The organism is Streptomyces sp. NPDC040610 (assembly GCF_055594065.1).
The window spans coordinates 1-22,340 of sequence record NZ_JBVIXA010000019.1; the positions used below are offsets into that span (position 1 = coordinate 1).

The 22,340-nt window shown below is 71.6% G+C and carries 19 protein-coding genes and 1 pseudogene; 14 read left to right on the forward strand and 6 right to left on the reverse strand.

What is annotated here, in order from left to right; genetic code table 11:
* Positions 1-494: pseudogene (locus ACZ6AA_RS37785) on the reverse strand (glycogen debranching enzyme); the annotation flags it as partial.
* 162 nt (positions 495-656) lie between these two features.
* On the opposite strand from ACZ6AA_RS37785, the gene ACZ6AA_RS37790 reads away from it, so the two are divergent.
* From ACZ6AA_RS37790 to ACZ6AA_RS37805, 4 genes are all read left to right on the forward strand, one after another.
* Entirely contained in the window at positions 657-1,451 is a 795-nt protein-coding gene (locus ACZ6AA_RS37790; protein WP_468455876.1) for a Tat pathway signal sequence domain protein, read from the forward strand.
* An 85-nt stretch (positions 1,452-1,536) separates the two neighbouring features.
* Positions 1,537-2,865: a copper amine oxidase gene (locus ACZ6AA_RS37795; protein ID WP_468455874.1), complete on the forward strand. Its 1,329-nt coding sequence runs from the start codon at positions 1,537-1,539 to the stop codon at positions 2,863-2,865.
* A gap of 105 nt (positions 2,866-2,970) precedes the next feature.
* A complete protein-coding gene (locus ACZ6AA_RS37800; protein ID WP_190115492.1) occupies positions 2,971-4,212 on the forward strand; it encodes an SAV2148 family HEPN domain-containing protein in 1,242 nt (413 codons plus the stop codon).
* 135 nt (positions 4,213-4,347) lie between these two features.
* Positions 4,348-5,073, forward strand: coding sequence for an exonuclease domain-containing protein (locus ACZ6AA_RS37805; RefSeq protein ID WP_468455872.1), 726 nt, complete (start codon positions 4,348-4,350; stop codon positions 5,071-5,073).
* A gap of 478 nt (positions 5,074-5,551) precedes the next feature.
* On the opposite strand, the gene ACZ6AA_RS37810 is transcribed toward ACZ6AA_RS37805, so the two are convergent.
* Positions 5,552-6,418 carry a phosphotransferase enzyme family protein gene (locus tag ACZ6AA_RS37810; RefSeq protein WP_468455870.1) on the reverse strand — a complete coding sequence of 289 codons (867 nt, stop codon included), beginning with the start codon at positions 6,416-6,418 and terminating at the stop codon, positions 5,552-5,554.
* Positions 6,419-6,610: 192 nt separating this feature from the next.
* Between ACZ6AA_RS37810 and ACZ6AA_RS37815 the strand changes: the two genes are divergently transcribed.
* From ACZ6AA_RS37815 to ACZ6AA_RS37835, 5 genes are all read left to right on the forward strand, one after another.
* Complete coding sequence (locus tag ACZ6AA_RS37815; protein WP_468455868.1) at positions 6,611-7,606, forward strand: carbohydrate ABC transporter permease; 996 nt, start codon at positions 6,611-6,613, stop codon at positions 7,604-7,606.
* On the forward strand, positions 7,603-8,442 hold the full coding sequence (locus tag ACZ6AA_RS37820) for a carbohydrate ABC transporter permease (RefSeq protein WP_468481101.1): 840 nt from the start codon (positions 7,603-7,605) through the stop codon (positions 8,440-8,442). The genes ACZ6AA_RS37815 and ACZ6AA_RS37820 overlap by 4 nt, the downstream gene beginning before the upstream one ends.
* Positions 8,442-9,737, forward strand: coding sequence for an ABC transporter substrate-binding protein (locus tag ACZ6AA_RS37825; protein WP_468455864.1), 1,296 nt, complete (start codon positions 8,442-8,444; stop codon positions 9,735-9,737). The genes ACZ6AA_RS37820 and ACZ6AA_RS37825 overlap by 1 nt, the downstream gene beginning before the upstream one ends.
* Positions 9,738-9,844: 107 nt before the next feature.
* Positions 9,845-11,086, forward strand: a complete 1,242-nt coding sequence (gene mgt, locus ACZ6AA_RS37830) for a macrolide-inactivating glycosyltransferase (RefSeq protein ID WP_471462987.1) — start codon at positions 9,845-9,847, stop codon at positions 11,084-11,086.
* Positions 11,087-11,363: 277 nt separating this feature from the next.
* Positions 11,364-12,437 (forward strand): CDP-alcohol phosphatidyltransferase family protein, encoded by a 1,074-nt coding sequence (locus tag ACZ6AA_RS37835; RefSeq protein WP_468455860.1) that lies wholly within the window; start codon positions 11,364-11,366, stop codon positions 12,435-12,437.
* A gap of 8 nt (positions 12,438-12,445) precedes the next feature.
* Here ACZ6AA_RS37835 and yczR read toward each other — a convergent pair whose 3' ends face one another.
* Positions 12,446-13,903, reverse strand: a complete 1,458-nt coding sequence (yczR, locus tag ACZ6AA_RS37840; RefSeq protein ID WP_471462989.1) for a MocR-like transcription factor YczR — start codon at positions 13,901-13,903, stop codon at positions 12,446-12,448.
* Between the two features lie 110 nt (positions 13,904-14,013).
* Here yczR and yczE point away from each other — a divergent pair, with 110 nt between their 5' ends.
* A complete protein-coding gene (gene yczE / locus ACZ6AA_RS37845; protein ID WP_471462991.1) occupies positions 14,014-14,778 on the forward strand; it encodes a membrane protein YczE in 765 nt (254 codons plus the stop codon).
* Here the strand turns inward: yczE and ACZ6AA_RS37850 are convergent.
* The gene (locus tag ACZ6AA_RS37850) at positions 14,687-16,963 is read right to left on the reverse strand and encodes an MMPL family transporter (RefSeq protein ID WP_471462993.1); all 2,277 of its coding nucleotides are present in this window, start codon (positions 16,961-16,963) and stop codon (positions 14,687-14,689) included. The two genes, yczE and ACZ6AA_RS37850, sit on opposite strands and share 92 nt — an antisense overlap.
* A 472-nt stretch (positions 16,964-17,435) precedes the next feature.
* Between ACZ6AA_RS37850 and ACZ6AA_RS37855 the strand changes: the two genes are divergently transcribed.
* The 3 genes from ACZ6AA_RS37855 (at position 17,436) to ACZ6AA_RS37865 (ending at position 19,681) form a co-directional block, all read left to right on the forward strand.
* Entirely contained in the window at positions 17,436-18,644 is a 1,209-nt protein-coding gene (locus ACZ6AA_RS37855; protein ID WP_468481096.1) for a S8 family peptidase, read from the forward strand.
* A gap of 73 nt (positions 18,645-18,717) precedes the next feature.
* Entirely contained in the window at positions 18,718-19,269 is a 552-nt protein-coding gene (locus tag ACZ6AA_RS37860; RefSeq protein WP_471462995.1) for a DUF1697 domain-containing protein, read from the forward strand.
* Entirely contained in the window at positions 19,262-19,681 is a 420-nt protein-coding gene (locus ACZ6AA_RS37865) for a nuclear transport factor 2 family protein (protein WP_468455848.1), read from the forward strand. Before ACZ6AA_RS37860 ends, ACZ6AA_RS37865 begins: the two co-directional genes overlap by 8 nt.
* On the opposite strand, the gene ACZ6AA_RS37870 is transcribed toward ACZ6AA_RS37865, so the two are convergent.
* On the reverse strand, positions 19,653-20,582 hold the full coding sequence (locus tag ACZ6AA_RS37870; RefSeq protein ID WP_471462997.1) for a transglutaminase-like domain-containing protein: 930 nt from the start codon (positions 20,580-20,582) through the stop codon (positions 19,653-19,655). The genes ACZ6AA_RS37865 and ACZ6AA_RS37870 overlap by 29 nt on opposite strands.
* Before the next feature lie 88 nt (positions 20,583-20,670).
* Here ACZ6AA_RS37870 and ACZ6AA_RS37875 point away from each other — a divergent pair, with 88 nt between their 5' ends.
* Positions 20,671-21,672 carry a ketopantoate reductase family protein gene (locus ACZ6AA_RS37875; RefSeq protein WP_468481093.1) on the forward strand — a complete coding sequence of 334 codons (1,002 nt, stop codon included), beginning with the start codon at positions 20,671-20,673 and terminating at the stop codon, positions 21,670-21,672.
* Positions 21,673-21,702: 30 nt separating this feature from the next.
* Here the strand turns inward: ACZ6AA_RS37875 and ACZ6AA_RS37880 are convergent, their stop codons facing one another.
* Positions 21,703-22,239: a GNAT family N-acetyltransferase gene (locus ACZ6AA_RS37880; RefSeq protein WP_468455842.1), complete on the reverse strand. Its 537-nt coding sequence runs from the start codon at positions 22,237-22,239 to the stop codon at positions 21,703-21,705.
* Positions 22,240-22,340 lie beyond the last annotated feature (101 nt).

A 22,340-nucleotide genomic window follows, 5' to 3' on the forward strand; every position in this document is an offset into this window, starting at 1 on the left:
GTGAGGCCCTTGACGTGGGCTTCGTAGATGACGGTCTCGTTGTACGGAGTGCGTGGCGGGCGGTCGTCGCCCCAGTCGAAGTACGGGTTGACCACGACGGACGTCATCATGTGTGGCGCCGAGTCCAGGTCGTTGCGCTCGTCGGGGGACCCGAAGTGGTAGCCGTACACCTCCTCGCCCCAGCCGACGGAGCCGCTCACCGCGTGCGCGTACGGGTCGAGGAGCAGCTTCGCCGAGTTCAGCCGCAGCCCGCGCGCGGGGTCGAAGGGGCCGTGCGCCCGAAAGCCGTACCGCTGACCCGGCATGACCCCGGGCAGATAGGCGTGGCGCACGAAGGCGTCGGACTCGCGCAGCTCGACGGCGGTCTCCGAGCCGTCGTCGTGCAGCAGACACAGCTCCAATCGGTCGGCGGCCTCGGAGAAGACCGCGAAGTTGGTGCCGGCGCCGTCGTACGTGGCGCCGAGCGGGTACGCCTGCCCTGGCCAGACCTGCATGCCTATGACTCTTCCACGATCGCCCCCGCCTCATGACCGGAGTTCGCCCAGACTCTGCTCGAAAGTGGGGCAACCGCACGGGAGTTGAACCCGTCTAACCGACTGACCACATACTCGACATGCCCTAAAAATGGGGCTGTACGGGAGAAAAAGGGGGAGGATATGGGCGAACTAGTCAGACGACATCTGGGGAAGGTCGTGGCGGGCGGCGCGCTCGCCGTCGTCGCGACCGCCGCGATGGTCGTCGTCACGCTGCCGGAGGGGGCCGGAGCGGGAGACAGGGGGGACCGCAGCACGGCGGCGGGTTCGGCGCGCCAGGACGCGATCGCGCCCGACGGAGTCGTCGAGGACGCACCCGCCGAGGGCGACAAGGGCATAGGCAGCGACCCACTGACCGACGCCGAGACCGAGCGCGCGGAGAAGGCGGCCCTGGACAGCAACGGGCTGCGCTCCAGCGCACGGGACGTGGAGGGCGACCGCGGGCCGCAGCGGCTCTCCACGAACCTCGCCGAGAACGACCCGGCCGAGGGCGCCGACGCCGCGCGCCGCGCGCAGATCGTGTACTACGACTACAAGAAGGACGCGGCCATCACCAAGACGGTCAATCTGGAGACCGGCAAGGTGGAGTCCACGAACTCCGCGCAGAACGTGCAGCCGCCGCCCACCAGGGACGAGCTGAACGAGGCCACCCAGCTGCTGATCGCCGACCCGCTCGGCAAGGGCCTGAAGCAGGACTACAAGAAGGCCACCGGCAAGGACCTCACCGGCCCCGGCGACCTCGACCTGAGCGGCTTCATCTTCAGCAAGCAGACGAATCTGCGGATCCCGGCGGAGCTCTCCGAGTGCGGCAAGCACCGGTGCTTCCAGGTCGTCGCGAAGGTCAAGCGCGGCCCGTGGATCGACACCCGCGCGTTCGTCGTGGACCTCAGCTCGCGCGACGTGGGCCGCCTGGGCTGACCCGCCCGGCAGGCCGCAGACCGCACCCGCCGGCCGGCGGGGCACGGCACCCACACACTTCTCCTCCTGAAGGAGTCATTTCCGTATGGACGCCTCTCACGGCAACAGACTTTCGCGCGCCCGCAGGAGGGCCGGCACGGCCCTCGCGGTCTCCGCGCTGATCGGGGCCGGCCTCGCCGCCGCGGGCCCCGCGGGACCGGCGGCCGCCGCTCCCAAGGCCCCCGCCGCACCCGCGGCCGACTGCAGCGCCGCCTACAAGATCGAGCAGACCGTCGACGGCGGTACGACCTGGCGGATGTGCTGGCACTACAACACCTACTCCGGGCTGATCCTCGACAAGGTCAGCTACCAGCCCAAGGGCGAGCCCAAGCCCATCCCCGTCCTCACCAGCGCCCGCCTCGCCCAGATCCATGTGCCCTACGACGACGGCGACGCCGAGTTCCAGGACGTCACGGACACCGACTTCGGCCAGGCCCTGCAGGCCCTGAAGCCCGGTGAGTGTCCCGGCGGCACCATCAAGACCGTCAAGGTGCCCGACCGGGGCGACGTCAAGGGCCTGTGCACCACCACGCGCGCGCGTGGGCACGCGTACCGCCTGACCCACGACCAGTCCACCGGCGGCAACGGCAAGGTCTACACCGCCCAGGGCAAGGACCTGCTCGTCTACACCGTCAACAAGGCCTCCTGGTACGAGTACATCACCGAGTGGCGCTTCTCCTCGGACGGCACCATCACCACCAACGTGGGCGCGACCGGCAGCCTCTCGCCGTACGACTTCGACGGCGGCGACGGCCGCGGCTGGCCCATCGGCAAGGGCGACCAGGCCAAGGCCGAGAGCCACTCGCACAACGTCTTCTGGCGGCTGAACTTCGGCCTCGACGGCTCCCCGAAGTCCAAGGTCGAGCAGTACGACTCCAAGGTCACCCCGTCGACCGGCGGCGGCAGCCCGACCACGAAGACGACCCGCACGCCCGTCACCAAGGAACTCACCGGCGACCGCAAGGACATGCGCTGGTGGCGCGTGGTCAGCGCCACGGGCAAGAACAAGGACAAGCACCCGCGCTCGTACGAGATCGTCCCCGGGGCCAGCAACAAGCACATCGGACGGCCCTACACCAAGCACGACGTGTACTTCACCGAGTACAAGAAGTGCGAGCAGTACGCGAGCGCCAACATAGGCTGCCCGAACGGGTACCCCAAGAGCGTCGACCAGTGGTCGAACGGTGAGACCCTCAAGCACCCCATCACCTGGGTCAACATCGGCTTCCACCACATCGCCCGGGACGAGGACCAGCAGCCCATGCCGGTCCACTGGCAGGGCTTCGCACTGGCCCCGCGCGACGTCACGGCCATGAACCCGCTCACGCCGCAGGACCTCGCGGGCCACAACGGACAGATCCCGATCGGCAATTGACGAAAGTGCCCGCTCCATCCGGCTGCACCGCCCGCCGCTCCCGGAGTACCCTTCCTTGATCGTTGACTGGGGGAGAGTCCGGGGGGAGCGGAAGGCGGTGCGTGGGTGAGCTCGGGTGGGCGGGAACTGCCCCCTGGTGACGAGGGTCACGAGGAGGGCTCCGCCAATGTCCCGCCGTCGGCCGTGTCCTTGGCACGTCCGGTGGACATGGCATCGCAGATCGGCCCCGAGCTGGACTGGGGCGCCGACGCCTGGCGCGAGGTGCGTACGCGCGCACAGCGGGCCGGGCGGGCCTACATCTGGCTGAACCTCGTGGAACAGCGGCTGCGCGCGGTCGTGGCCGCTGTTCTGCGCCCTGTCTACGAACCCGTCCACGCCGACGACTGGGTCGTCGCCGCGGCGGGCCCCGCGGGGCAGGAGTGGGTGCAGCGGGCGGTCGCCGTGCGCGAGGTGAGCCGCCGCAAGGGCTATCTCCTCGACCCGGCGGACGACAACGTCCTCAGCTTCCTGACTCTGCCGCAGCTGCGGGAGCTGATGGTCCAGCACTGGCCGTGCTTCGAGCCCTACCTGGACGACCGGCGCGAGGTCGAACTCGCCCTGGACGAGCTGGAGGTCTCCCGCAACGTCGTCTCCCGCAACCGCGCCCTGTCACCGACCGTCCTGGCCCAGGCCGAACGCGCCTCGGCCCGGCTCCTGGAGATCCTCGGCGCGGGCTCCGACACGCCCTCCGCGCGGCGCCTGCCCGTCGACGCCGTCGAGGAGCTGGTCGGCGACCGGTACGCGGACGTGGTCGGGGTGCACACCGACCGGGTGCGGCTGCTGCGCCAGTTCCCGGCCGAGGACCTGTTCGGCGAGGCCCGGCGCGTCGACGCCATCGGGATAGGCCTGAACCTGCTGGTCCAGAACTTCTCCGGGCGCCGTCTTGTCCGGCTCGCCGAGTCCGGCTGCCGGGTGCGGCTGCTGTTCCTGAACCCCGCGAGCAGCGCGGTCAAGCGGCGCGAGCGGGAACTCGGGCTCAAGCGGGGTGAGCTCAGCCGCTCCGTCGAGACGAACATCCTGCACATGCGGCGGGTGCGGTCCCGGCTGCGGGACCCCGGCGCCTTCGAGATCCAGGTCTTCGACGAGACCCCCCGGTTCACGGCCTACCTCGTCGACGGCGACGGGGCCGACGGCATCGCCGTCGTCCAGTCCTATCTGCGCCGCACCCGCGGCATGGAGGTGCCCGTGTTCGTGCTGCGCGGCGGCGGCAGGGTGGTGAAGCCGGGCGACCACGGCGAGCACGGTCTTTTCGCGACATACCGGGAGGAGTTCGAGACGGCGTGGGCGGACTCGCGCCCGGTGTCGTGAGGGGCCCGGGCGGGGCGGCGGAGGAGGGCCGGGCGGGGCGCGGCGGCGACAAGCGGAATCCGGCCATCTGATTGTCAGTGGCGCATGGGATCGTGGGGACCACTGGGGGAAAGCACCACGACGAAGGGGGCGGCCATGGGCTGGCACCAGGAGCTGCTGATCGGCTTCGACCTGGAGACGACGGGCACCGATCCGCTGGAGGCGCGCATCGTCACGGGGGCGGTGATCGAGGTCAGGGCCGGGCAGGAGCTGGGCCGCCGCGAGTGGCTCGCGGACCCCGGCGTGCCGATCCCGCGGGACGCGGTGGCCGTGCACGGGATCACCGACGAGAAGGCCGCCGCCGAGGGCAGGCCCGGCGCCGAGGTCGCCGACGCGATAGCCGCGGTCCTGGTGTCGTACTGGCAGACGGGCGTGCCCGTCGTGGCCTACAACGCCGCGTTCGACCTGAGCCTGCTCGCCGCCGAGCTGCGGCGGCACGGGCTGCCGTCCCTGCGGGACCGGCTCGGCGGTGCGGAGCCCGGCCCCGTCGTCGACCCGTACACCATCGACCGGTCCGTCGACCGCTACCGCCGCGGCAAGCGCAACCTCGCGGCGGTCTGCACCGAGTACGGCATCGTCCTTGACTCCGCCCACGACGCCTCCGCCGACGCGCTCGCCGCCGCTCGCCTCGCCCACGCGATAGCCGCCCGCCACACCAAGGTCGCCGACCTCGGCGCGGCCGAGCTCCACCGTCAGCAGGTGCGGTGGTACGCCGAGTGGGCGGCCGACTTCCAGGCCTTCTTGCGCCGCAAGGGGGATGCTGCCGCTGTGGTGGACGGGACTTGGCCGTTGCGGGAGGACGTCGCCCTGCGGGCGGGCTGACCGTCCCCGGCGGGTGGGCCGGGGCACCCCCGAATCGGCGCTCCGCGCCTCGTCCTCAAGCGCCGGACGGGCTGTCTCCCACCCACCGCCCTGACTTCCTCCCGAGCGAACCAAAAGCCCGGCACCCTCCGGCCCGAAACACCTTGCCCCACTGGGCACCCGGGAGTCCTGCCAGGTACCTCGAAGCTCGACCGGCACATTCCCAGCCCATGGGGCTGCCTCTGCCTCGCCCCGCAGCACCTTCCAGCCCACCCCGGCGAAGTTCTCAGCCCGTCCGGCGCTTGAGGACGAGGCGCGAAGCGCCGATCCGGCGGAGGCCCGTCCCACCCGCACGGGACACCCACCCCCTTCCAGCCCGTCCGGCGCTTGAGGACGAGCCGCGGAGCGGCGACAAGCGGGGGCCCGGGGGCGCGGCCCCCGGTTTCGGGAAGGGGCGGGGTTGGGGAGAGCCCCCGGCAGGGCCACCCCCGCGCACCCCTTAGAACGGATGCCAACGCACAGTCGGATCCCCGTCCCGGAGGGACGCCACGCGGCGGCGGAATTCGGCCAACGCCCGCGGATTGGCGGGCGCGTGCTGCGCGACCCACGCGCAACTCGCCGTCTCCCGAGCCCCACGCAACACAGAACACCCCTCCCACTCCCGCACATCCCACCCATAGCCCCGGACGAACTCGTCATAGGCCTCGGCCCCGAGCCCGTACCGGTCCCGGGAGAGGGCCATGACGACGAGGTCGTGCTCGCGCAGGTCGGAGGAGAAGGTCTCCAGGTCCACGAGGACGGGCCCCTCGGGACCGACGAGGACGTTGCGCGGCAGCGCGTCCCCGTGCAGGGGCCCGGGCGTGAGGTGCGGCACGAGCGCGACCACGGCCGCCGCGAACCCGTCCCGCCGCGCCCGCAGATACTCCGCGTCCTCCGCGTCGATCGCGTCCCCGGCGAGCCGCAGCCACCGCTCGACCCCGCCGAGCAGCTCCCGCCGGGGCAGCCGGAAGGAGGGCGCGGGCAGGGCGTGGACGAGGCGGAGGAGTTCGGCGAGGTCGGCGGGCCCGGCGGGCCGCACGGCCGCGGGCAGACGGTGCCACAGCGTCAGCGGATGCCCGGAGACGAACCACGGCTTGGGCTCGGCGGCCCGCACGGCCGGCACCCCGGACGCCCGCAGCCACTCGGCGACAGCCAGCTCCCGCCGCGCCCGGTCGAGGAGTTCCGGCGCTTCCCGGCCGACCTTCACGACGAGGTCGCCCACGGCGAACACCGCGTTCTCGCCGAGGGCGAGCAATTCGGCGTGGACCCCGGGGCCACCCGCGAGCCCCGCCGAGTTCAGTACGTCCCGTGCCCGTGCCTCGTCCATCCATTGCCTCCCGCACCCGGTGCCTCGCCCGCGGCCGGAAGTGTCCAGCCGCCGCGCAAGTCTCGCATTCGCACAGGCCAGACCGGACTTCCGGCGTGCGCGGTCGCTTGACGTATCAAGGTCACATCAGCACGATGACGGGGGCCGCCTGGGCGGCCAAAACCCAATCAGCCGCCCAAAGGAGCCGATTCCGTGACATTGGCGACCGCGAGCGAGCGGTCCGGCAGCAGCGGCTCCGGCGGGGGCCGTTGGTGGTGGGGCCGCCGCAGACGCACCGGGGACGACGGGGGCAGGGGCGCAGGCGCGGCACGCGCGGAGGTGATGGACCGCGGAGCCTGGTTCCTGGTCCTGCCCGCGCTGCTCCCGATCCTCGTGCTCAGTGTCGGCCCGCTGCTCTACGGCATCTCGCTGGCCTTCACCGACTCCCAGTCGGGCCGCACCGAGCCCACCGAGTGGATCGGACTGCTCAACTTCCAGGACCTGCTGCACGACACCCTGTTCTGGGACTCGTTCCGGATCGGCCTGCTGTGGGCCGTCGGCGTGACCGTGCCGCAGTTCCTGCTGGCCCTCGGCCTCGCGCTGCTGCTCAGCCAGAACCTGCGCTTCCGCTGGCTGGCACGCTCGCTCGCGATCATCCCGTGGGCGATGCCGGAGGTCGTCGTCGGCATCATGTGGCGCCTGGTCTACAACCCTGATGCGGGAATCCTGAACGAGACCCTGCGCGATCTCGGCTTCGGGGACGGCCGCGACTGGTTGACGGGCATCGGCACCGCGCTGCCCGCCGTCATCGTCGTCGGCGTCTGGGCGGGCATGCCGCAGACGACGGTCGCGCTGCTCGCCGGGCTGCAGAACGTGCCGCGCGAACTCCACGAGGCCGCCGAGATGGACGGCGCGGGCGCCTGGCGCCGCTTCCGCACCGTCACCTGGCCCGCCCTGAAGCCGATCGCCCTTGCCATCACGGCCCTGAACTTCATCTGGAACTTCAACTCCTTCGCGCTGGTCTATGTGCTGACCAACGGCGGACCCGGCGGGCGCACCCGGCTTCCGATGCTGTTCGCGTACGAAGAGGCCTTCCGCTACGGCCAGTTCGGCTACGCGGCGGCGATGGGCTGTGTGATGGTCGCGCTCATCTCGGTGCTGCTCGCCGTGTATCTCGTGGGCCGGCTGAGAGGGGGCGACCAGCGGTGACCCGACGTACCAGCAGGCCCGCGCGGGCGGGGCAGTACCTCGCGCTCCTCGCGTATCTGGTCTTCCTCGCCTTCCCGTTCCTGTGGCTGATCTCCACGTCCTTCAAACCGGCGCGCGAACTGGGCAGCCTGCACCCCACCTGGATCCCGAAGGACCCCACCCTCGCCAACTACCGCCAGGCCTTCGACGAACAGCCCCTGCTCCAAGCGGCGGGGAACTCACTGATCGCGGCCCTGAGCGCGTCGGCCATCGCCGTCGTCATCGCGACCCCGATGGCGTACGTCATGGCGCGGCACCGCACGCTGCTCGCGCGGGCCGCGACCGGCTGGGTCGTGGTCAGCCAGGCGTTCCCGTTCGTCCTGGTGATCATCCCGCTGTTCCTGGTCCTGAAGAACCTGCACCTGATCAACTCGCTGCTCGGGCTGATCATGGTGTACGTGGTGTGGGCGCTGCCGTTCGCCCTGTGGATGCTCGTCGGGTACGTCCGCGCGGTGCCGACCGAGCTGGAGGAGGCCGCCGCCGTCGACGGCGCGAGCAAGCTGCGGACGCTGGTCTCCGTGACCGCGCCGCTGCTCGCGCCGGGCATCGTGGCGACGGCCCTGTTCGCCTTCATCACCGCGTGGAACGAGTTCTTCTTCGCGCTCGTCCTGCTCAAGACCCCGGAGAAACAGACGTTGCCGGTCGTCCTCACGCACTTCCTCGGCGCGGAGGGCGCGGCCGACCTCGGCCCGCTCGCCGCCGCCGCGTTCCTCGCGACGCTCCCCTCGCTCGTGGTCTTCGCGATCATCCAGAAGCGGATCACCGGCGGCATGCTGGCCGGGGCGGTGAAGAGCTGATGGCGGTACGCGCACGCGCGCTCGGCGCCGCGGCCGCCGCGCTCGTCCTGCTGCTCGCCGGGTGCTCCGACGGCGGCGACGGCGAGTCGGAAGGACGGATCACGCTGCGCTTCCAGTCCCTCGCCTGGCAGCAGGAGTCCGTCGAAGCCAACAAGGAGCTGGTGAAGGAGTGGAACGCCACCCACCCCGACGTCAAGGTCGAGTACGTACAGGGAAGTTGGACCAGCATCCACGACCAGCTGCTCACTTCCTTCGAGGGTGGTGAGGCGCCGGACATCATCCATGACGCGTCCGACGACCTCGCGGACTTCGCGTACGGCGGCTATCTCGCGGACCTCGGCGACCTCCTGCCGGAGCGCCTGAAGTCGGACATCCCGCAGGCCAGTTGGGACACGGCGACCTTCGGCGGCAAGGTCTACGGAGTGCCGTTCCTCCAGGAGCCGCGCGTCCTGATCGCCAACGCGAAGTGGCTCAAGGAGTCCGGGGTGCGGATCCCGACCCCCGAGAAGCCGTGGAGCTGGTCGGAGTTCCGGTCGGTGACGAAGGAACTCGGCGACGGCGACGGCAAGTTCGGCGTTGCCTGGCCGTTGAAGGACCCCGTGTCGGCGACGCTCAACCTGTCCCTGTCGACCGGCGGGAAGCTGTTCCATCGGCGCGCCGACGGCAAGGCCGAGATCCGCTTCGAGGAGGCCGACGAGGTCATGCCGCGCACCGTCCACGACCAGGTCAATGTCGACGGCAGCGCGTCGGGCAGCACCCTCGGCATGGGCGGCTCGGACACGCTGCCCGGCTTCTTCGGCGGCAAGTACGCGATGGTGCCGCTCGGCTTCTCCTACCGTCAGCAGATCTCCCAGCAGGCGCCCAAGGACTTCGACTGGCAGGTCCTGCCCGCGCCCGCGGGGGCGGACGGGCTCGCGCAGGGCGTCAGCCCGCAGACTCTCTCGGTCGCCGAGGACAGCCCGCACAAGAAGGAGGCCGCCGCGTTCATCGACTTCTTCCTGCGGCCCGCGAACATGGTGCGGCTCGCGCGCGGCGACTGGATGCTGCCCACCGGCAAGGAAGCCCTGAAGGACCCGGCGCTGCGCACCAAGAAGGACGACTGGGCGACCGGCACGGCCCTCGCGGGACACCTGCGGCCCGCCCCCGCCCAGTCCGTGCGCGGCTACCCGGAGTGGAAGGACAAGATCGCGACCCCCGCGCTCCAGGAGTACTACAGCGGTGCGATCGGCCTGGACGAGCTGCGCGAACGCCTCGTGAAGGACGGCAACCTGGTCCTGAAGCGCTACCAGCGCTGACGGCTGCGGTACGTCAGTAGGGGGCGGGGCCACGCGCACGGGTGGCCCCGCCCCCTACGCGTACCGCCGGGTTGCACGAGACGTATCGTCTCGTTTATGGTCGGGGTATGACCACACCGCAGCGTGCCCATATCGCCATGTTCTCCATCGCCGCCCACGGGCACGTGAACCCGAGCCTCGAAGTGATCCGGGAACTCGTCGCCCGCGGCCACCGCGTCACGTACGCGATCCCGCACGCCTTCGAGGAGAAGGTCGCCGAGACCGGGGCCGAGCCCGTGCTCTACACCACCACGCTCCCGGGCCCCGACGCCGACCCGGAGGCCTGGGGCGAGACCCTGATCGACAACATCGAGCCGTTCCTGGACGACGCCGTCAACGCACTGCCGCAGCTCCTCACGGCCTACGAGGGCGACGAGCCGGACATCGTCCTGCACGACATCACCTCCTACCCCGCACGCGTGCTCGCCCGCCGCTGGGGCGTCCCCGAGATCTCACTCTCGCCGAACCTGGTGGCCTGGGAGGGGTACGAGGAAGAGGTCGGCGAGCCGCTCTATGCGCCGCTGCGGGAGACCGAGCGCGGCCGGGCGTACTTCGCGCGCTTCCAGGCCTGGCTCGCGGAGAACGGGATCACCCAGCACCACGACCCGTTCGTCGGCCGCCCGCCGCGCTCGCTCGTCCTGATCCCCAAGGCGCTGCAGCCGAACGCCGACCGGGTCGACGAGAGCGTGCACACCTTCGTCGGCGCCTGCCAGGGCGACCGCGCCGCGCAGGGGGAGTGGCGGCGCCCGGCGGACGCGGAGAAGGTGCTGCTCGTGTCGCTCGGCTCGGCGTTCACCAAGCAGCCCGGGTTCTACCGCGCGTGCGTGGAGGCCTTCGGTGACCTGCCCGGCTGGCACATGGTGCTCCAGATCGGCAGGCACGTCGACATCGCCGACCTCGGCGACGTGCCCGCCAACGTCGAAGTGCACCGCTGGGTGCCGCAGCTGGCGATCCTCAAGCAGGCCGACGCCTTCATCACGCACGCGGGGGCGGGCGGCAGCCAGGAGGGCCTCGCCACGGGGACGCCGATGGTCGCCGTGCCGCAGGCCGTCGACCAGTTCGGCAACGCGGACATGCTCCAGGGTCTCGGGGTCGCCCGGCATCTGCCCATGGAGGAGGTCGACGCCGAGTCGCTGCGCGCGGCGGTCCTGGAGGTGGCGGCCGACCCCGAGGTCGCCCGCAGGCTCGGCGAGGTGCGCGCGGGCATGGCGGGGGAGGGCGGCACGAAGATGGCGGCCGATCTGATCGAGGAGGAGATTCTGCGGGCCGCACGTGGCGGCGCTGTGAAGGCCGGAGGCGGGGAGCGATGACCGTTTGGTGGTGCTTCAAGGCGAGTTGGTGGCACTTCGGCATGAGCATGGCGACTGTCGACCGGGTGTGACGTAACGCTCCGCAACGCCTTTCGGTAACGGCCGGGTCATTCGATAACGCTCGCATAACGTGCGTCCGTCCTGGCTGGGCCATGGACCGGGTCTGTCTGTGTGACCCATAACCCCCACCAAAGGTTGCGTCCGTAAGCGCTTGTTCCTTCCATGAATGGCTACCTAGCGTGAGGTGAACTTCATTCGAACGCCAGGAAGTTGACCCATGTCACGACAGTCCGTGCGCCCCGACGTGCCGCCGCTCGCCGAGGTGCGCCGCATCACCCAGAAGAAGCGCGACGCGTGGTGGACGGTGATGCTCGTGGATCCGCTCGCCACGCCGCTGGTGCGGCTGACGGCGCGGTACACGAGGATCACGCCCAACCAGATCACCTGGGGCGCGTTCGTGCTCGGGCTCGTCTCGTCGGTCTGCTTCGCGTTCGGTGACTGGCGCTGGCTGGTGCTCGGCGCGGTGATCTACCACTTCAGCTTCGTCCTGGACTGCATGGACGGGAAGGTCGCCCGCCTGACCGGCACCGGTTCGGTCTTCGGCGCCTGGCTCGACTTCGTCTTCGACCGGATCCGGGTGATGGTGTGCGGGGTCGCCCTGATGGGCGGTCAGTACGCGCGCACGCACGACGAGACCTACATCTGGCTCGCGGTCGCCGTGGTCTTCCTCGACACGCTCCGGTACATCAACTCGCTGGAGATATTCAAGATCCGGCACACCATGCGCAAGCAGATCAAGGCGCGCGTACGGGCCGCCCGCCGGGCCGAGAACGCCGCCGAGCTCGCCTTCATGGAGGACCTGCTGCGGGACAACCCCGAGGCGGACGTGGAGCAGGACCTGGAGCGGGCCAAGGCGGAGGGGACCGAGTACGCGCAGGCGGAGGCGGCCGCCTTCGAGGGCGACGCCGACTCCCGCGTCGATTCGTATGCCGACGCCGACGCCCACACCGGCTCCGTCGCCCCCGCCCCCGCCGGCGGCGGAAGCCGCCGCAAGGCCCAGGTCATCGACCTGCACCAGGAGTTCAGGGGCAAGTTCCCCGCGTACCTGCGGGCGCGCTCCTTCCTGCTGCGCCACCGCATCCGTACGCACCTGGTGAGCGGCATCGAGTTCCAGATGGGCGTCTTCATCATCGGCCCGCTGTTCGACGTGGTGATCCCCGCGACGATCGTGTCCGGCGCGCTGCTCCTGGTCTTCGAACTCGCCATCATCTACAAGCTGCTGCTCTCCACCCGCGACTTCACGCGGACGCTGGACTCCTTCGAGCAGCGCAAGGTCACGACGGCCGCGTAAGGCCCCGGCTAGGCGATCCAGTGCGGCCGACGGCCCGCCGGGGACGGCGGCAGGCCGTCGGCGAGGGTCGCCGCCATGCGGTGGACGGCCTCGCGGAGGGTGTCCGGGGGCGTGGTGTACGGGATGCGCAGGCGCTGCTCGAACAGGCCCGGGTCGGGGGCGAAGCAGCCGCCCCCCTCGATCCGGACGCCGTAGTCGAGCACCCGCTCCGCGAGCGCCGAGGCGACCGGTGCGCCCAGGTCGACCCAGAGGGACAGACCGCCGGGCGGCAGCCGCCACGTCCACTGGGGGATGTGCTCGGTGAGGGCGGCGGCCAGGGCGGCGCGCTGCTCGCGGAGTTGCTCCAGGCGGCGCGGAAGGAGCTCCCCGGCGCGGTCGAGCAGAGCGAGGGCCAGGAGCTGGTCCAGGACCGAGCCGCCCATGTCGGTGGCGACGCGCTGCCCGGCGAGTTCGGTGACGAGCCGCGACGGCGCCCGCAGCCAGCCGATGCGCAGGCCGCCCCAGTGCGTCTTGCTCATCGAGCCCACCGTGATGACCTCGCCGCCCGCGTCAAGGTCGGCGTGGGAGGCGAGCGGCGCGGGCGCGGGCACGTCGAGCGCCAGATCGGCCAGGGCCTCGTCGACGACGAGCCAGGTCCCGGCGCGGTGCGCGGCCCGCAGCAGCCGCGCCCGGTCCGCCACGGGCAGCAGGTGGCCCGTCGGATTGTGGAAGTCCGGGATCAGATAGGCGAGTCGGGGCACCGCCTGGCGCAGCGTCGACTCCATGATCTCGACGTCCCAGCCGGTGTCGGTCACCGGCACCGACACCGTGCGCAGCCGGGCCCGGCGCATCGCCTCCAAGGCGTTCGGGTACGACGGGTTCTCGACCAGGACCCGGTCCCCGGGCCGGCACAGCAGCCCCAGGACGAGCGTGAGCGCGTGCTGCGCGCCGGAGGTCACCAGGATCTGGTCCGGCACGGTGGCGAGGCCCCGCCGGGTGAACCGCTCGGCGACGGCGGCCCGCAGCTCGGGCAGGCCGTAGGGGTGGTAGCCGGGGGTGTGGGTGTGCTCGGCGAGGCGGGGCGTGACCTCGGCGAGGGCGTCGACGAGGACCTGTTCGGGCAGCGCGGGCGCGGCCCTCGCCAGGTCGATCGCGCTGTCGTGGGGGCGCAGGTGCCGGGTGACGCCGTGCGGTGCCCGGCCCTCCGGCAGCGCCGTCCACGTACCCGACCCCTGTCTGCTGTGCGCGTAGCCGCCCTCGCGCAGCAGGTCGTATACGGCCGTGATCGTCGCCCTGCTGGTGTTGAGGGCGGTGGCCAGCTCCCGTTCGGCGGGGAGCCGGACGTGCAGCGCGATCCGGCCGTCGAGGATCAGTGCGCCGATCGCCCGCGCCAGATGCCGGTACGCGGGCCGCGCGGCCGCCGGGTCCGGGAGCAGGGCGGCGAGTTGGCGGCTGCCCAGGGTCCGGTCCCGCTCGCGCTCCGCCATACCATTCTCCCGGGATTGGCCATGTAATCAGGGCCAATCACTCTACAGACTCGCCGTCATTGGCCTTGTGGGCCGATGATTCGTCCGACCATCTGTGGAGGCACCCCGGCATGCGGCACCCCGCCGACGGCGACACCGACCGACCCGACCCCCGCTCCGGCGACCGGAGCGCCCCCGGAACCGACCGGCGGCCGGGCCCCCGCACCCCCGCCCCGCCCCCGCTCACCTACCTGCCCCTCACCGACCGCCCCCTGCGCCGCCTGCCCCAACTCCTCCTCGGCCTCGCCCTCTACGGACTCAGCATCGGCGTCATGGTCAGGGCCGGGCTCGGGGTCAGCCCCTGGAGCGTCCTCAACCAGGGCGTCGAGCGTCACACCCCGCTGAGCTTCGGCACCGTCAGCGCCGTGGTCGGCGTGCTCGTGCTGCTGCTGTGGATCCCGCTCAGACAGCGGCCGAGGTTCGGCACGGGCGCCAACGTGGTCGTCGTGGCGTACGCGTCGGACCTCGGCCTCTGGCTCGTACCGGCGGATCTGGACCTGTGGCCCCGGATCGGCCTCCTCGTCGCGGGAATCCTCGCCAACGGGCTCTCCGTCGCCGTCTACGTGGGCGCCCGCTTCGGCCCCGGGCCCAGGGACGGCCTGATGACCGGACTGGCCGCGCTCACCGGACGCTCCATCCGGTTCGTGCGCACCCTGATCGAGATCGCCGTGCTCGCCGTGGGCTGGCTGCTCGGCGGGAGCGTGGGGGTGGGGACCGTCCTCTACGCGCTCGCGATGGGGCCCGTCACCCAGTACTTCCTGCCGCGGTGGGCGTGCGCGGCGCCCGGGGCTCCGCGGCCGGGGCGGTCCCGGCGGGGTCGGACTCGTCGTGCGTGAGGTCGGGCAGCCGGTCCAGCCAGCGCGGCAGATACCAGTTCCGCTCGCCGAGCAGCGCCATCACGGCGGGCAGGAGCACCCCGCGGATCACGGTCGCGTCGATGAGGACGGCGGCCGCCAGACCGACGCCCATCTGCTTCATCGACTGCATGGACAGCGTCCCGAAGATCGCGAACACCGCCACCATGATGACGGCCGCGCTGGTGACCACGCCCGCGGTCGTGACGACGCCGTGCGCGATCGCGTCCCGTGTCGTACGCCCCTGGAGCCGCGCCTCCCGGATCCGCGAGACCACGAACACGTGGTAGTCCATCGACAGGCCGAACAGGATCACGAACAGGAACAGCGGCAGCCACGCGACGATCGCGCCCACCCCCTCCGCGCCGACGAGCGACGCGCCCCAGCCGTGCTGGAAGACCATGACGAGGATGCCGTAGGCCGCCCCCACCGAAAGGAGGTTGAGGACGATCGAGGTGGCCGCGACGACGAGGGAGCGGAAGGAGAGCAGCATCAGCAGGAACGCGAAGACCACCACGAAGGCGAAGACGGGCGGCACGGACGAGCTGATCTGCTCGTTGAAGTCCTTGGAGGAGGCGACCTGCCCGGTCACGGGCGCCTCGACGCCGTCCACCTTCCCGAGCGTCGCGGGCCGCACCTCGTCGCGGATCAGCGTCAGGCTCTTCGCTGCCTCGTCCTGGTCGGAGCCGCCGACCAGGGGCACGCTCAGGACGGCCACGTTCTCCTTCTTGTGCAGGGCCACCTCCACGGGCCCCTTCGACGCGCCGGAACTGACGGCCTGCTCGCGGAAGTCGGCGATGGCCCTGGTGACGGCGGGGGCGCCGATGTCGTCCGCCCTCACGACCACCTCGGCGGGCTCCGCGCCTCCGGGGAACGCCTCGTTCACCCGCTCGTACGTCGCCACGATCGGCAGTGAGTCACCGAACTCCTGGTCCAGGGTCAGCTCCTGGGTCTTCATGCCGAGCGCGGGCAGCGCGAGCGCCGCGAGCGCGCCCGCCGCGACCACCGTCCACAGCAGCGGCCGCCGCAGCACCCCGCCGACCACGGTCCGCCACAGCCTGCTCCCGCCCACGTCCGCCCCGGCCTTCGCCCGGCGCCGCAGGAACGGCAGGCGCCCCTTCTCCACCCGCTCGCCGAGCAGCGAGAGCAGCGCGGGCAGCACCGTCACGGAGCCGACCATCGCCACGGCGACGACCATCAGCGAGGCCAGGCCCATCGCCTCGAAGTCGGTGATGCCGGTGAAGAGCATCCCCGCCATCGCCACGCACACCGTGATGCCGGAGACGACCACGGCCCGGCCGCTGGTCGCCGCCGCGATCCGCAGCGCCGTCTGCGCGTCGCGGCCCTTCTCCCGCTCCTCGCGTTCGCGCCGCAGATAGAACAGGCAGTAGTCGACGCCCACGGCGAGCCCGACGAGCAGCATCACCGAGTTCGCCACGTCGCTCATCGGCTGGACATGGCTCACCAGCGCCATCAGGCCCATCGTCGCCACGATCGCGGATATCGCGAGCAGCACCGGAAGCAGCGCCGCCACCAGGGCGCCGAACGCGATCAGCAGAATGCCGAAGGCCACCGGCACGGCGGAGTACTCGGCCTGCTTGAAGTCGTCGCCGAACGCGTCGTCGAACGTCTTCTCCATGCTGGCGCCGCCGATCTGCTCGATCCGCAGCCCCGCGTCCTGGTGCCGGTCCGCCACGCCCTCGACGGCCTTCAGGACCGGCTCGACCCGGTCGGCGGAGTCGTCGGGGTCGCCGCGCAGGTCCACCTGGACGAGCGCGCTGCGGCCGTCCTCGGAGAGCGCGCCTGAGGTGTAGGGGGAGGTGACGGCCGAGGCCTCGCCGGTGCCCCGTACCGCCTTGATGACGTCGTCGACGGCGGCGCGGAAGCGCGGGTCCGTGGACTTCGGGCCGTCGCCGCCGCGGGTCTGCACGAGCACCGTCTCGCCGGTCGGCTCCTCCACGCCCGCGTCGTCGGTGATCCGCTGCGCCTGGCTGGTCTCGCCCTTCAGATCGCCCTCCGGCGCCTCCGCCCGGCCCACGGCCGAACCGACGCCCATGGCCAGGACGACGAACAGGACCCAGATGCCGACCGCCGCCCAGCGGTGCCGTGCGCTCCAGCCACCGGCCCGTGCGGCGAAGCCCCGCACGGGTGTCCCTGCGCTGCTCATGATGGAGCCCGCCCCCCGTCGTGCGGCGGCGGCACCCTGCCACCACCGTGCTCCCGACGCTAGGGCGGTACGCGCGCCGCCTCATCGTGCCCGCAGGTGAACCGCCGCCCGACCGAGGGAGGAGGCGGGCCACCCAAGCCCCCTACATCTATCGGGGACTTGGCACCTACACCCACTCGGGAGGCACCGCGCACCACGGTCACAGGACCCCCTCAGACGGATGTATACGTTCCATCCTGTCCGATCTGCCACTGCGAACCCTTTTTGTTATTACAGAACCTTGTTGAACAAGTCACAGGCGTATGAAGGTATTGATCTGCGCGCGTCATTCAGACAAGGTTTCGTCCCAACGCCCAAAGATCTTCAGTTCTTTCGGAGTTCCCAGGGCGCCGCAGCCATGGCTGCGCACGGCACGAAAAGCTTTGAATCCCCCCACATCCCCCCACAACGCACCACGAGGAGACCCCTCTTCATGGCAACTCACAAGCGTGCTCGCACGATGAAGCTCACCGCTGCGATAGCCACCGCCGCCACCGCGGTGGGCGTGACCGTCTTCGCAGGATCGTTCGCAGGTGCGTCGACCCCCGCCGAGGGCAAGGTCTACGGCGCCGACGCCAAGGGCGCCGTCGACGGCAGCTACATCGTGCTGCTCGACGAGAAGGCCGACAAGGAAGCCAAGACCGACCTCGCCCAGGAGTACGGCGGCAAGCTCAGCCGCAACTACTCCTCGGCCGTCAACGGCTTCGCCGCCAAGAGCCTGTCCGAGACCGAGGCCAAGCGCCTCGCCGCCGACCCGGCCGTCGGCAAGGTCGTGCAGAGCAAGAAGTTCTCCATCGACGCCACCCAGGACAACCCGCCGTCGTGGGGCCTGGACCGCATCGACCAGGCCGACACGGCCGGCGACAAGAAGTACACCTACCCCGACGCCGCGGGCGAGGGCGTCACCGCGTACGTCATCGACACCGGTGTCCGCGTCAGCCACAAGGACTTCGGCGGCCGCGCCACCTCCGGCTTCGACGCGATCGACAACGACGACAACGCCGACGACGGCAACGGCCACGGCACCCACGTCGCGGGCACCATCGCCGGTGACGCGCACGGCGTCGCCAAGAAGGCGAAGATCGTCGCCGTCCGCGTCCTGGACGACCAGGGCTCCGGCACCACCGAGCAGGTCGTCGCGGGCATCGACTGGGTCACCAAGAACCACCAGGGCCCCTCCGTCGCCAACATGAGCCTCGGCGGCGGCGCCGACGAGGCCCTGGACGAGGCCGTCAAGAAGTCCATCGCCGCCGGTGTCACCTACGGCGTGGCCGCGGGCAACGAGTCCAGCGACGCCGGCCAGGGCTCCCCGTCCCGCGTCAAGGAGGCCATCACGGTCGCCTCCTCGACCAAGGACGACGAGCAGTCGGACTTCTCCAACTTCGGCTCGGTCGTGGACATCTACGCCCCGGGCTCGGACATCACGTCCGCCTGGAACACCGGCGACGACGCCACCAAGACGATCTCCGGCACCTCGATGGCGACCCCGCACGTCGTCGGCGCCGCCGCCGTCTACCTCGGCGCCCACAAGGACGCCACGCCCGACGCCGTCGCCAAGGCCCTGACCGACGGTGCCACGCCGGACAAGATCTCCAACCCCAGCGAGGGCACCCCCAACAAGCTCCTGAAGGTCGTCGAGTAGTCACGGCCCTGAAGAAGCCGGCGGTCGTCGTGCCCACCCCCACGGGGCACGGCGGCCGCCTTATCGTGTGCGCATGGCGACGAAGATCTACGCGGCGCTGCTGCGCGGCATCAATGTGGGCGGCGGCAGGAAGGTGCCCATGGCACGCCTGCGCGCGCTCCTCGAAGGGCTCGGCCACGGCGGCGTGGCCACGTATCTGCAGAGCGGCAACGCCGTCTTCACCGCGGACCACGGCGACGAGGAGAGCCTGGCCGCCGAGCTGACCGCGGCCCTCGCGGCGGAGTTCGGCTTCCACGTGGACGTCCTGGTGCGCGACGCCGCGTATCTGAAGGCCGTGGCCGAGGCCTGCCCCTTCCCCGCCGACACGCTCGAAGGCAAGCAGCTGCACGCCACCTACTTCTCCGCGCCCGTCGACGCCGCCCGCTTCGCCACCCTCGACCAAGCGGCCTTCCTGCCGGAGGAGTTCCGCCTCGGCGACCGCGTGCTGTATCTGTACGCCCCCGACGGCCTCGGCCGCTCCAAGCTCGGCGAGGCCCTCGCGCGCCCCGCGCTCACCAAGGGGCTCATCGCCACCAGCCGCAACTGGAACACCGTCACCAAGCTCGTGGAGCTGACCGATGCCTGACACGTCCGCCACGCCGGGACTGCCCGATCTGCCCGGCCGCTCGCCCGCCGTCGAGGCCGCCATCGAGAACGAGCTGCGCCTCCTCGACCCCGAAGTGCGGGCCTCGCCCGCGCTGTTCGGCGCGCTGCTGCACCCGGAGTTCACCGAGTTCGGCGCGTCCGGCGCCCGCTGGGACCGGGAGTCGATCGTCAAGGTGCTCACCGCGCGGCCCGAGCCCGGCGGCCGCCCCACCACGACCTGCCGCATGCGGGGCGTCGAGCTCGCCGAGGGCGTGGTGCACCTGACCTTCGACACCGACACCAACGGCCGCGCGGTGCACCGCAGTTCCCTGTGGCGGCGCACCGACGACGGCTGGCTGCTCTGGTTCCATCAGGGCACCCCGTTCACCCCCGAGGAGCCCCCGACAGACTGACGGTGCGCATGCCGAGGTACGTGGAGTGCGAGACGACCTCGGCCGGGACGGCCAGGCGCGGATCGGCGAGCAGCCGGCGCACCGCGTCCGGCCGTCGGGCGTCCTCGGCCCACCCGGCGGCCGAGGTCACGGCGGCGACCTCGTCGAGGAGCGCCAGGTCCGCGGCCGTGATCTCCTCGTCGCCCTTCTCCATCACGCCCCAGCCGTCCCACGGCAGCGCCTCCACACCGCCGAGCGCCGCCAGATCCGCCACCACGTCCGACCGCACCAGGCCGAGCCCCTTGATCTCCGGGACGGTGCTCACCCCGAACGTGTCCGGGTCCGCCCGCCCCTCCCGGCACGCCCGCCACGCCTCACCGCCCACCACGAACTGCTCCCTCGGCACGTCCATGGGGTCGAAGTCGATGTCGTACAGACCGCTGCCCAGCGTGGCCTCCACGAGCAGCTGCGCGTCCGCGAGCACCCAGCCGCGCCCGGCCGTCCAGAACTCGGTCACCCAGTGGTTGTCGTGGAACCCCGCCTGGAAGTACGTGCCGTAGCCGCACCGCAGGCGCGCCGGGGTGCCGGTGGCCCGGAGGAGCGAGCACAGCAGCAGCGCGAAGTCCCGGCAGGTGCCCACGAACCGCTCCGCCGGTTCCCGGGGCTCGGTCAGCGGCGTGGTGCCGCGCTCGCCGAGGATCCGCAGCAGTTCGGCCGCGTACCGGGACTCGGCGTCCTCGCGCATCCGCTCCGCGGGCACCGCGTAGCCGAATCTGGCGCCCTCCTCCCGGTGCAGGACGACGCCCCGCACGAGGGCGGCGAGGGCGGCCGGGTCGCGGGGGAGCGGGGCGGGGCCGAGAAGGGCGTCGAGGCGGGGGCCGGGGTCCGTGTAGGGGCTCTGGGTCAGGTAGTCGCTGTCCATGGCGGGAGCCTGGAGTCTGCCCCTGGGGCAAGGTCAAGATACGGAAAGATCTTGACCGTTCACCTGTTCGCTGTGTCAGGCTCGCGCCATGCGCTACATCATCATCGGAGCGGGGGCCATCGGCGGCAGCGTCGGCGGGCGCCTCGCCGAGGCGGGTCATGAGGTCGTCCTGGTCGCGCGCGGCGCGCACCACGAGGCGCTGCGGGACCGCGGGCTCACCCTCAGAACGCCCGACGGGACCCGCACCCACCGGCCGCCCGTCGTCCAGCACCCCGCCGAACTCGGCGAACTCCGCACCGACGACGTCCTCGTCCTCGCCGTGAAGACCCAGGACGCCGAAGCCGCCCTCGACGCCTGGGGCCCCCGGCCGGTCGCGGGCGGCACGACCGCCGCCGAGGCGCTGCCGCTGGTCTGCGCGCAGAACGGCGTCGAGAGCGAGCGGATGGCGCTGCGCCGGTTCCGCCGCGTGTACGGCATGTGCCTGTTCCTGCCCGCCACCTACGTCGAGCCCGGCACCGTCTCCGCCGCCGGTGCCCCCTGCACCGGCATCCTGCACCTCGGCCGCTACCCGGCGGGCACCGACGACACCGCGCGCCGCATCGCCGCCGACCTGGAGAGCGCCAAGCTGCTCGCGCCCGTCGTCGCCGACGTCATGCGCTGGAAGTACGGCAAGCTCCTCGGCAACCTCGCCAACGCCGTCGAGGCGCTCACCGGACCCCTCACCGACGAGGACGCCCTCGCCCTCCTGAAGCGCGCCCGCGCCGAGGGCGAGGCCGTGCTGGCCGCCGCCGGGATCGAGGCGGTCGGCGAGCAGGAGCAGCGCGAGACCCGCGCCGACCGCGTCGTCCTCGAACCGCTCCCCGGCGCGCCCCGCGGCGGCGGCTCCTCCTGGCAGAGCCTCAGCCGCGGCACCGGCACCATCGAGGCCGACTACCTCAACGGCGAGATCGCGCTCCTGGGCCGTCTGCACGGCGTTCCGACCCCGGTGAACGACGTGCTGCGGCGCCTCGCCAACGAGTTCGCGCGGGAACGCAGGGAGGCGGGGTCGATGCCGGTGGCGGAGCTGGTCGCGCTGGTGGAGAAGGGGTAGCTCGCGGGGACGCGGGGCCGCGTCGTGGGGTCACGTCGGCCAGTCCGAGGCCCGCGACGTGAACTGGAGCGTCGTGCTCCCGTCGTCCTCGCGCACCTCGCGGCCCTGCGTGAAGCCGAGCCGCTTCAGCACGGTCACGGACGGCGTGTTGAGGGCGTCGACGGTCGCGTGCACTTCGGCAAGGCCCATGGTGCGGTGGCCGTGGTCGGTGAGCAGACGGGCCACCTCCGTGCCGAGGCCGAGCCCCCAGCCGTCCCGGGAGAGCCCGTACGCGATCTCGTGCCCGTCCAGCCACGGCTCGGGCGACGGCTTGATCTCCGCGTGGCCCGTGTACCGGCCGTCGTGCCGCACCGCCCACACCGGGAAGCGCTCCTCCTCGTACACGATGCTGAACAGCCGCGCGAACAGCGCCCGGTCCGCCTCCGCGCTGCGCGTCCCGTCGCCGGACCGGCGGCCCACGGTCTCGTCCTGGAACAGGGCCACGAAGTCCGACTCGTCGGACGCGACATAGGAGGAGAGCACGAGGCGCTCGGACCGCAGTTCGAGGGAGAACGGCTCGGACGTCATCCGCGAGACGGTATTGGGGGGTACGGGTCCCCGCAAGCGGTTTCTGGCCGGGGGCCTGGGAAAGATCAGGTCACGGTTGGTGGGGGTTTGTTTTCACCTGC

Excerpts from the sequence above, each read along its gene's own strand:
- yczE (WP_471462991.1), top strand. The coding sequence starts at position 14,014 with ATGCGGCACCCCGCCGACGGCGACACCGACCGACCCGACCCCCGCTCC.
- yczR (WP_471462989.1), bottom strand. The coding sequence starts at position 13,903 with ATGGCGGAGCGCGAGCGGGACCGGACCCTGGGCAGCCGCCAACTCGCC.
- ACZ6AA_RS37860 (WP_471462995.1), top strand. The coding sequence starts at position 18,718 with ATGGCGACGAAGATCTACGCGGCGCTGCTGCGCGGCATCAATGTGGGC.
- ACZ6AA_RS37875 (WP_468481093.1), top strand. The coding sequence starts at position 20,671 with ATGCGCTACATCATCATCGGAGCGGGGGCCATCGGCGGCAGCGTCGGC.
- ACZ6AA_RS37835 (WP_468455860.1), top strand. The coding sequence starts at position 11,364 with ATGTCACGACAGTCCGTGCGCCCCGACGTGCCGCCGCTCGCCGAGGTG.
- ACZ6AA_RS37795 (WP_468455874.1), top strand. The coding sequence starts at position 1,537 with ATGGACGCCTCTCACGGCAACAGACTTTCGCGCGCCCGCAGGAGGGCC.
- ACZ6AA_RS37790 (WP_468455876.1), top strand. The coding sequence starts at position 657 with ATGGGCGAACTAGTCAGACGACATCTGGGGAAGGTCGTGGCGGGCGGC.
- ACZ6AA_RS37855 (WP_468481096.1), top strand. The coding sequence starts at position 17,436 with ATGGCAACTCACAAGCGTGCTCGCACGATGAAGCTCACCGCTGCGATA.
- ACZ6AA_RS37870 (WP_471462997.1), bottom strand. The coding sequence starts at position 20,582 with ATGGACAGCGACTACCTGACCCAGAGCCCCTACACGGACCCCGGCCCC.
- ACZ6AA_RS37810 (WP_468455870.1), bottom strand. The coding sequence starts at position 6,418 with ATGGACGAGGCACGGGCACGGGACGTACTGAACTCGGCGGGGCTCGCG.
- ACZ6AA_RS37865 (WP_468455848.1), top strand. The coding sequence starts at position 19,262 with ATGCCTGACACGTCCGCCACGCCGGGACTGCCCGATCTGCCCGGCCGC.
- ACZ6AA_RS37880 (WP_468455842.1), bottom strand. The coding sequence starts at position 22,239 with ATGACGTCCGAGCCGTTCTCCCTCGAACTGCGGTCCGAGCGCCTCGTG.
- ACZ6AA_RS37850 (WP_471462993.1), bottom strand. The coding sequence starts at position 16,963 with ATGAGCAGCGCAGGGACACCCGTGCGGGGCTTCGCCGCACGGGCCGGT.
- ACZ6AA_RS37805 (WP_468455872.1), top strand. The coding sequence starts at position 4,348 with ATGGGCTGGCACCAGGAGCTGCTGATCGGCTTCGACCTGGAGACGACG.
- ACZ6AA_RS37825 (WP_468455864.1), top strand. The coding sequence starts at position 8,442 with ATGGCGGTACGCGCACGCGCGCTCGGCGCCGCGGCCGCCGCGCTCGTC.
- mgt (WP_471462987.1), top strand. The coding sequence starts at position 9,845 with ATGACCACACCGCAGCGTGCCCATATCGCCATGTTCTCCATCGCCGCC.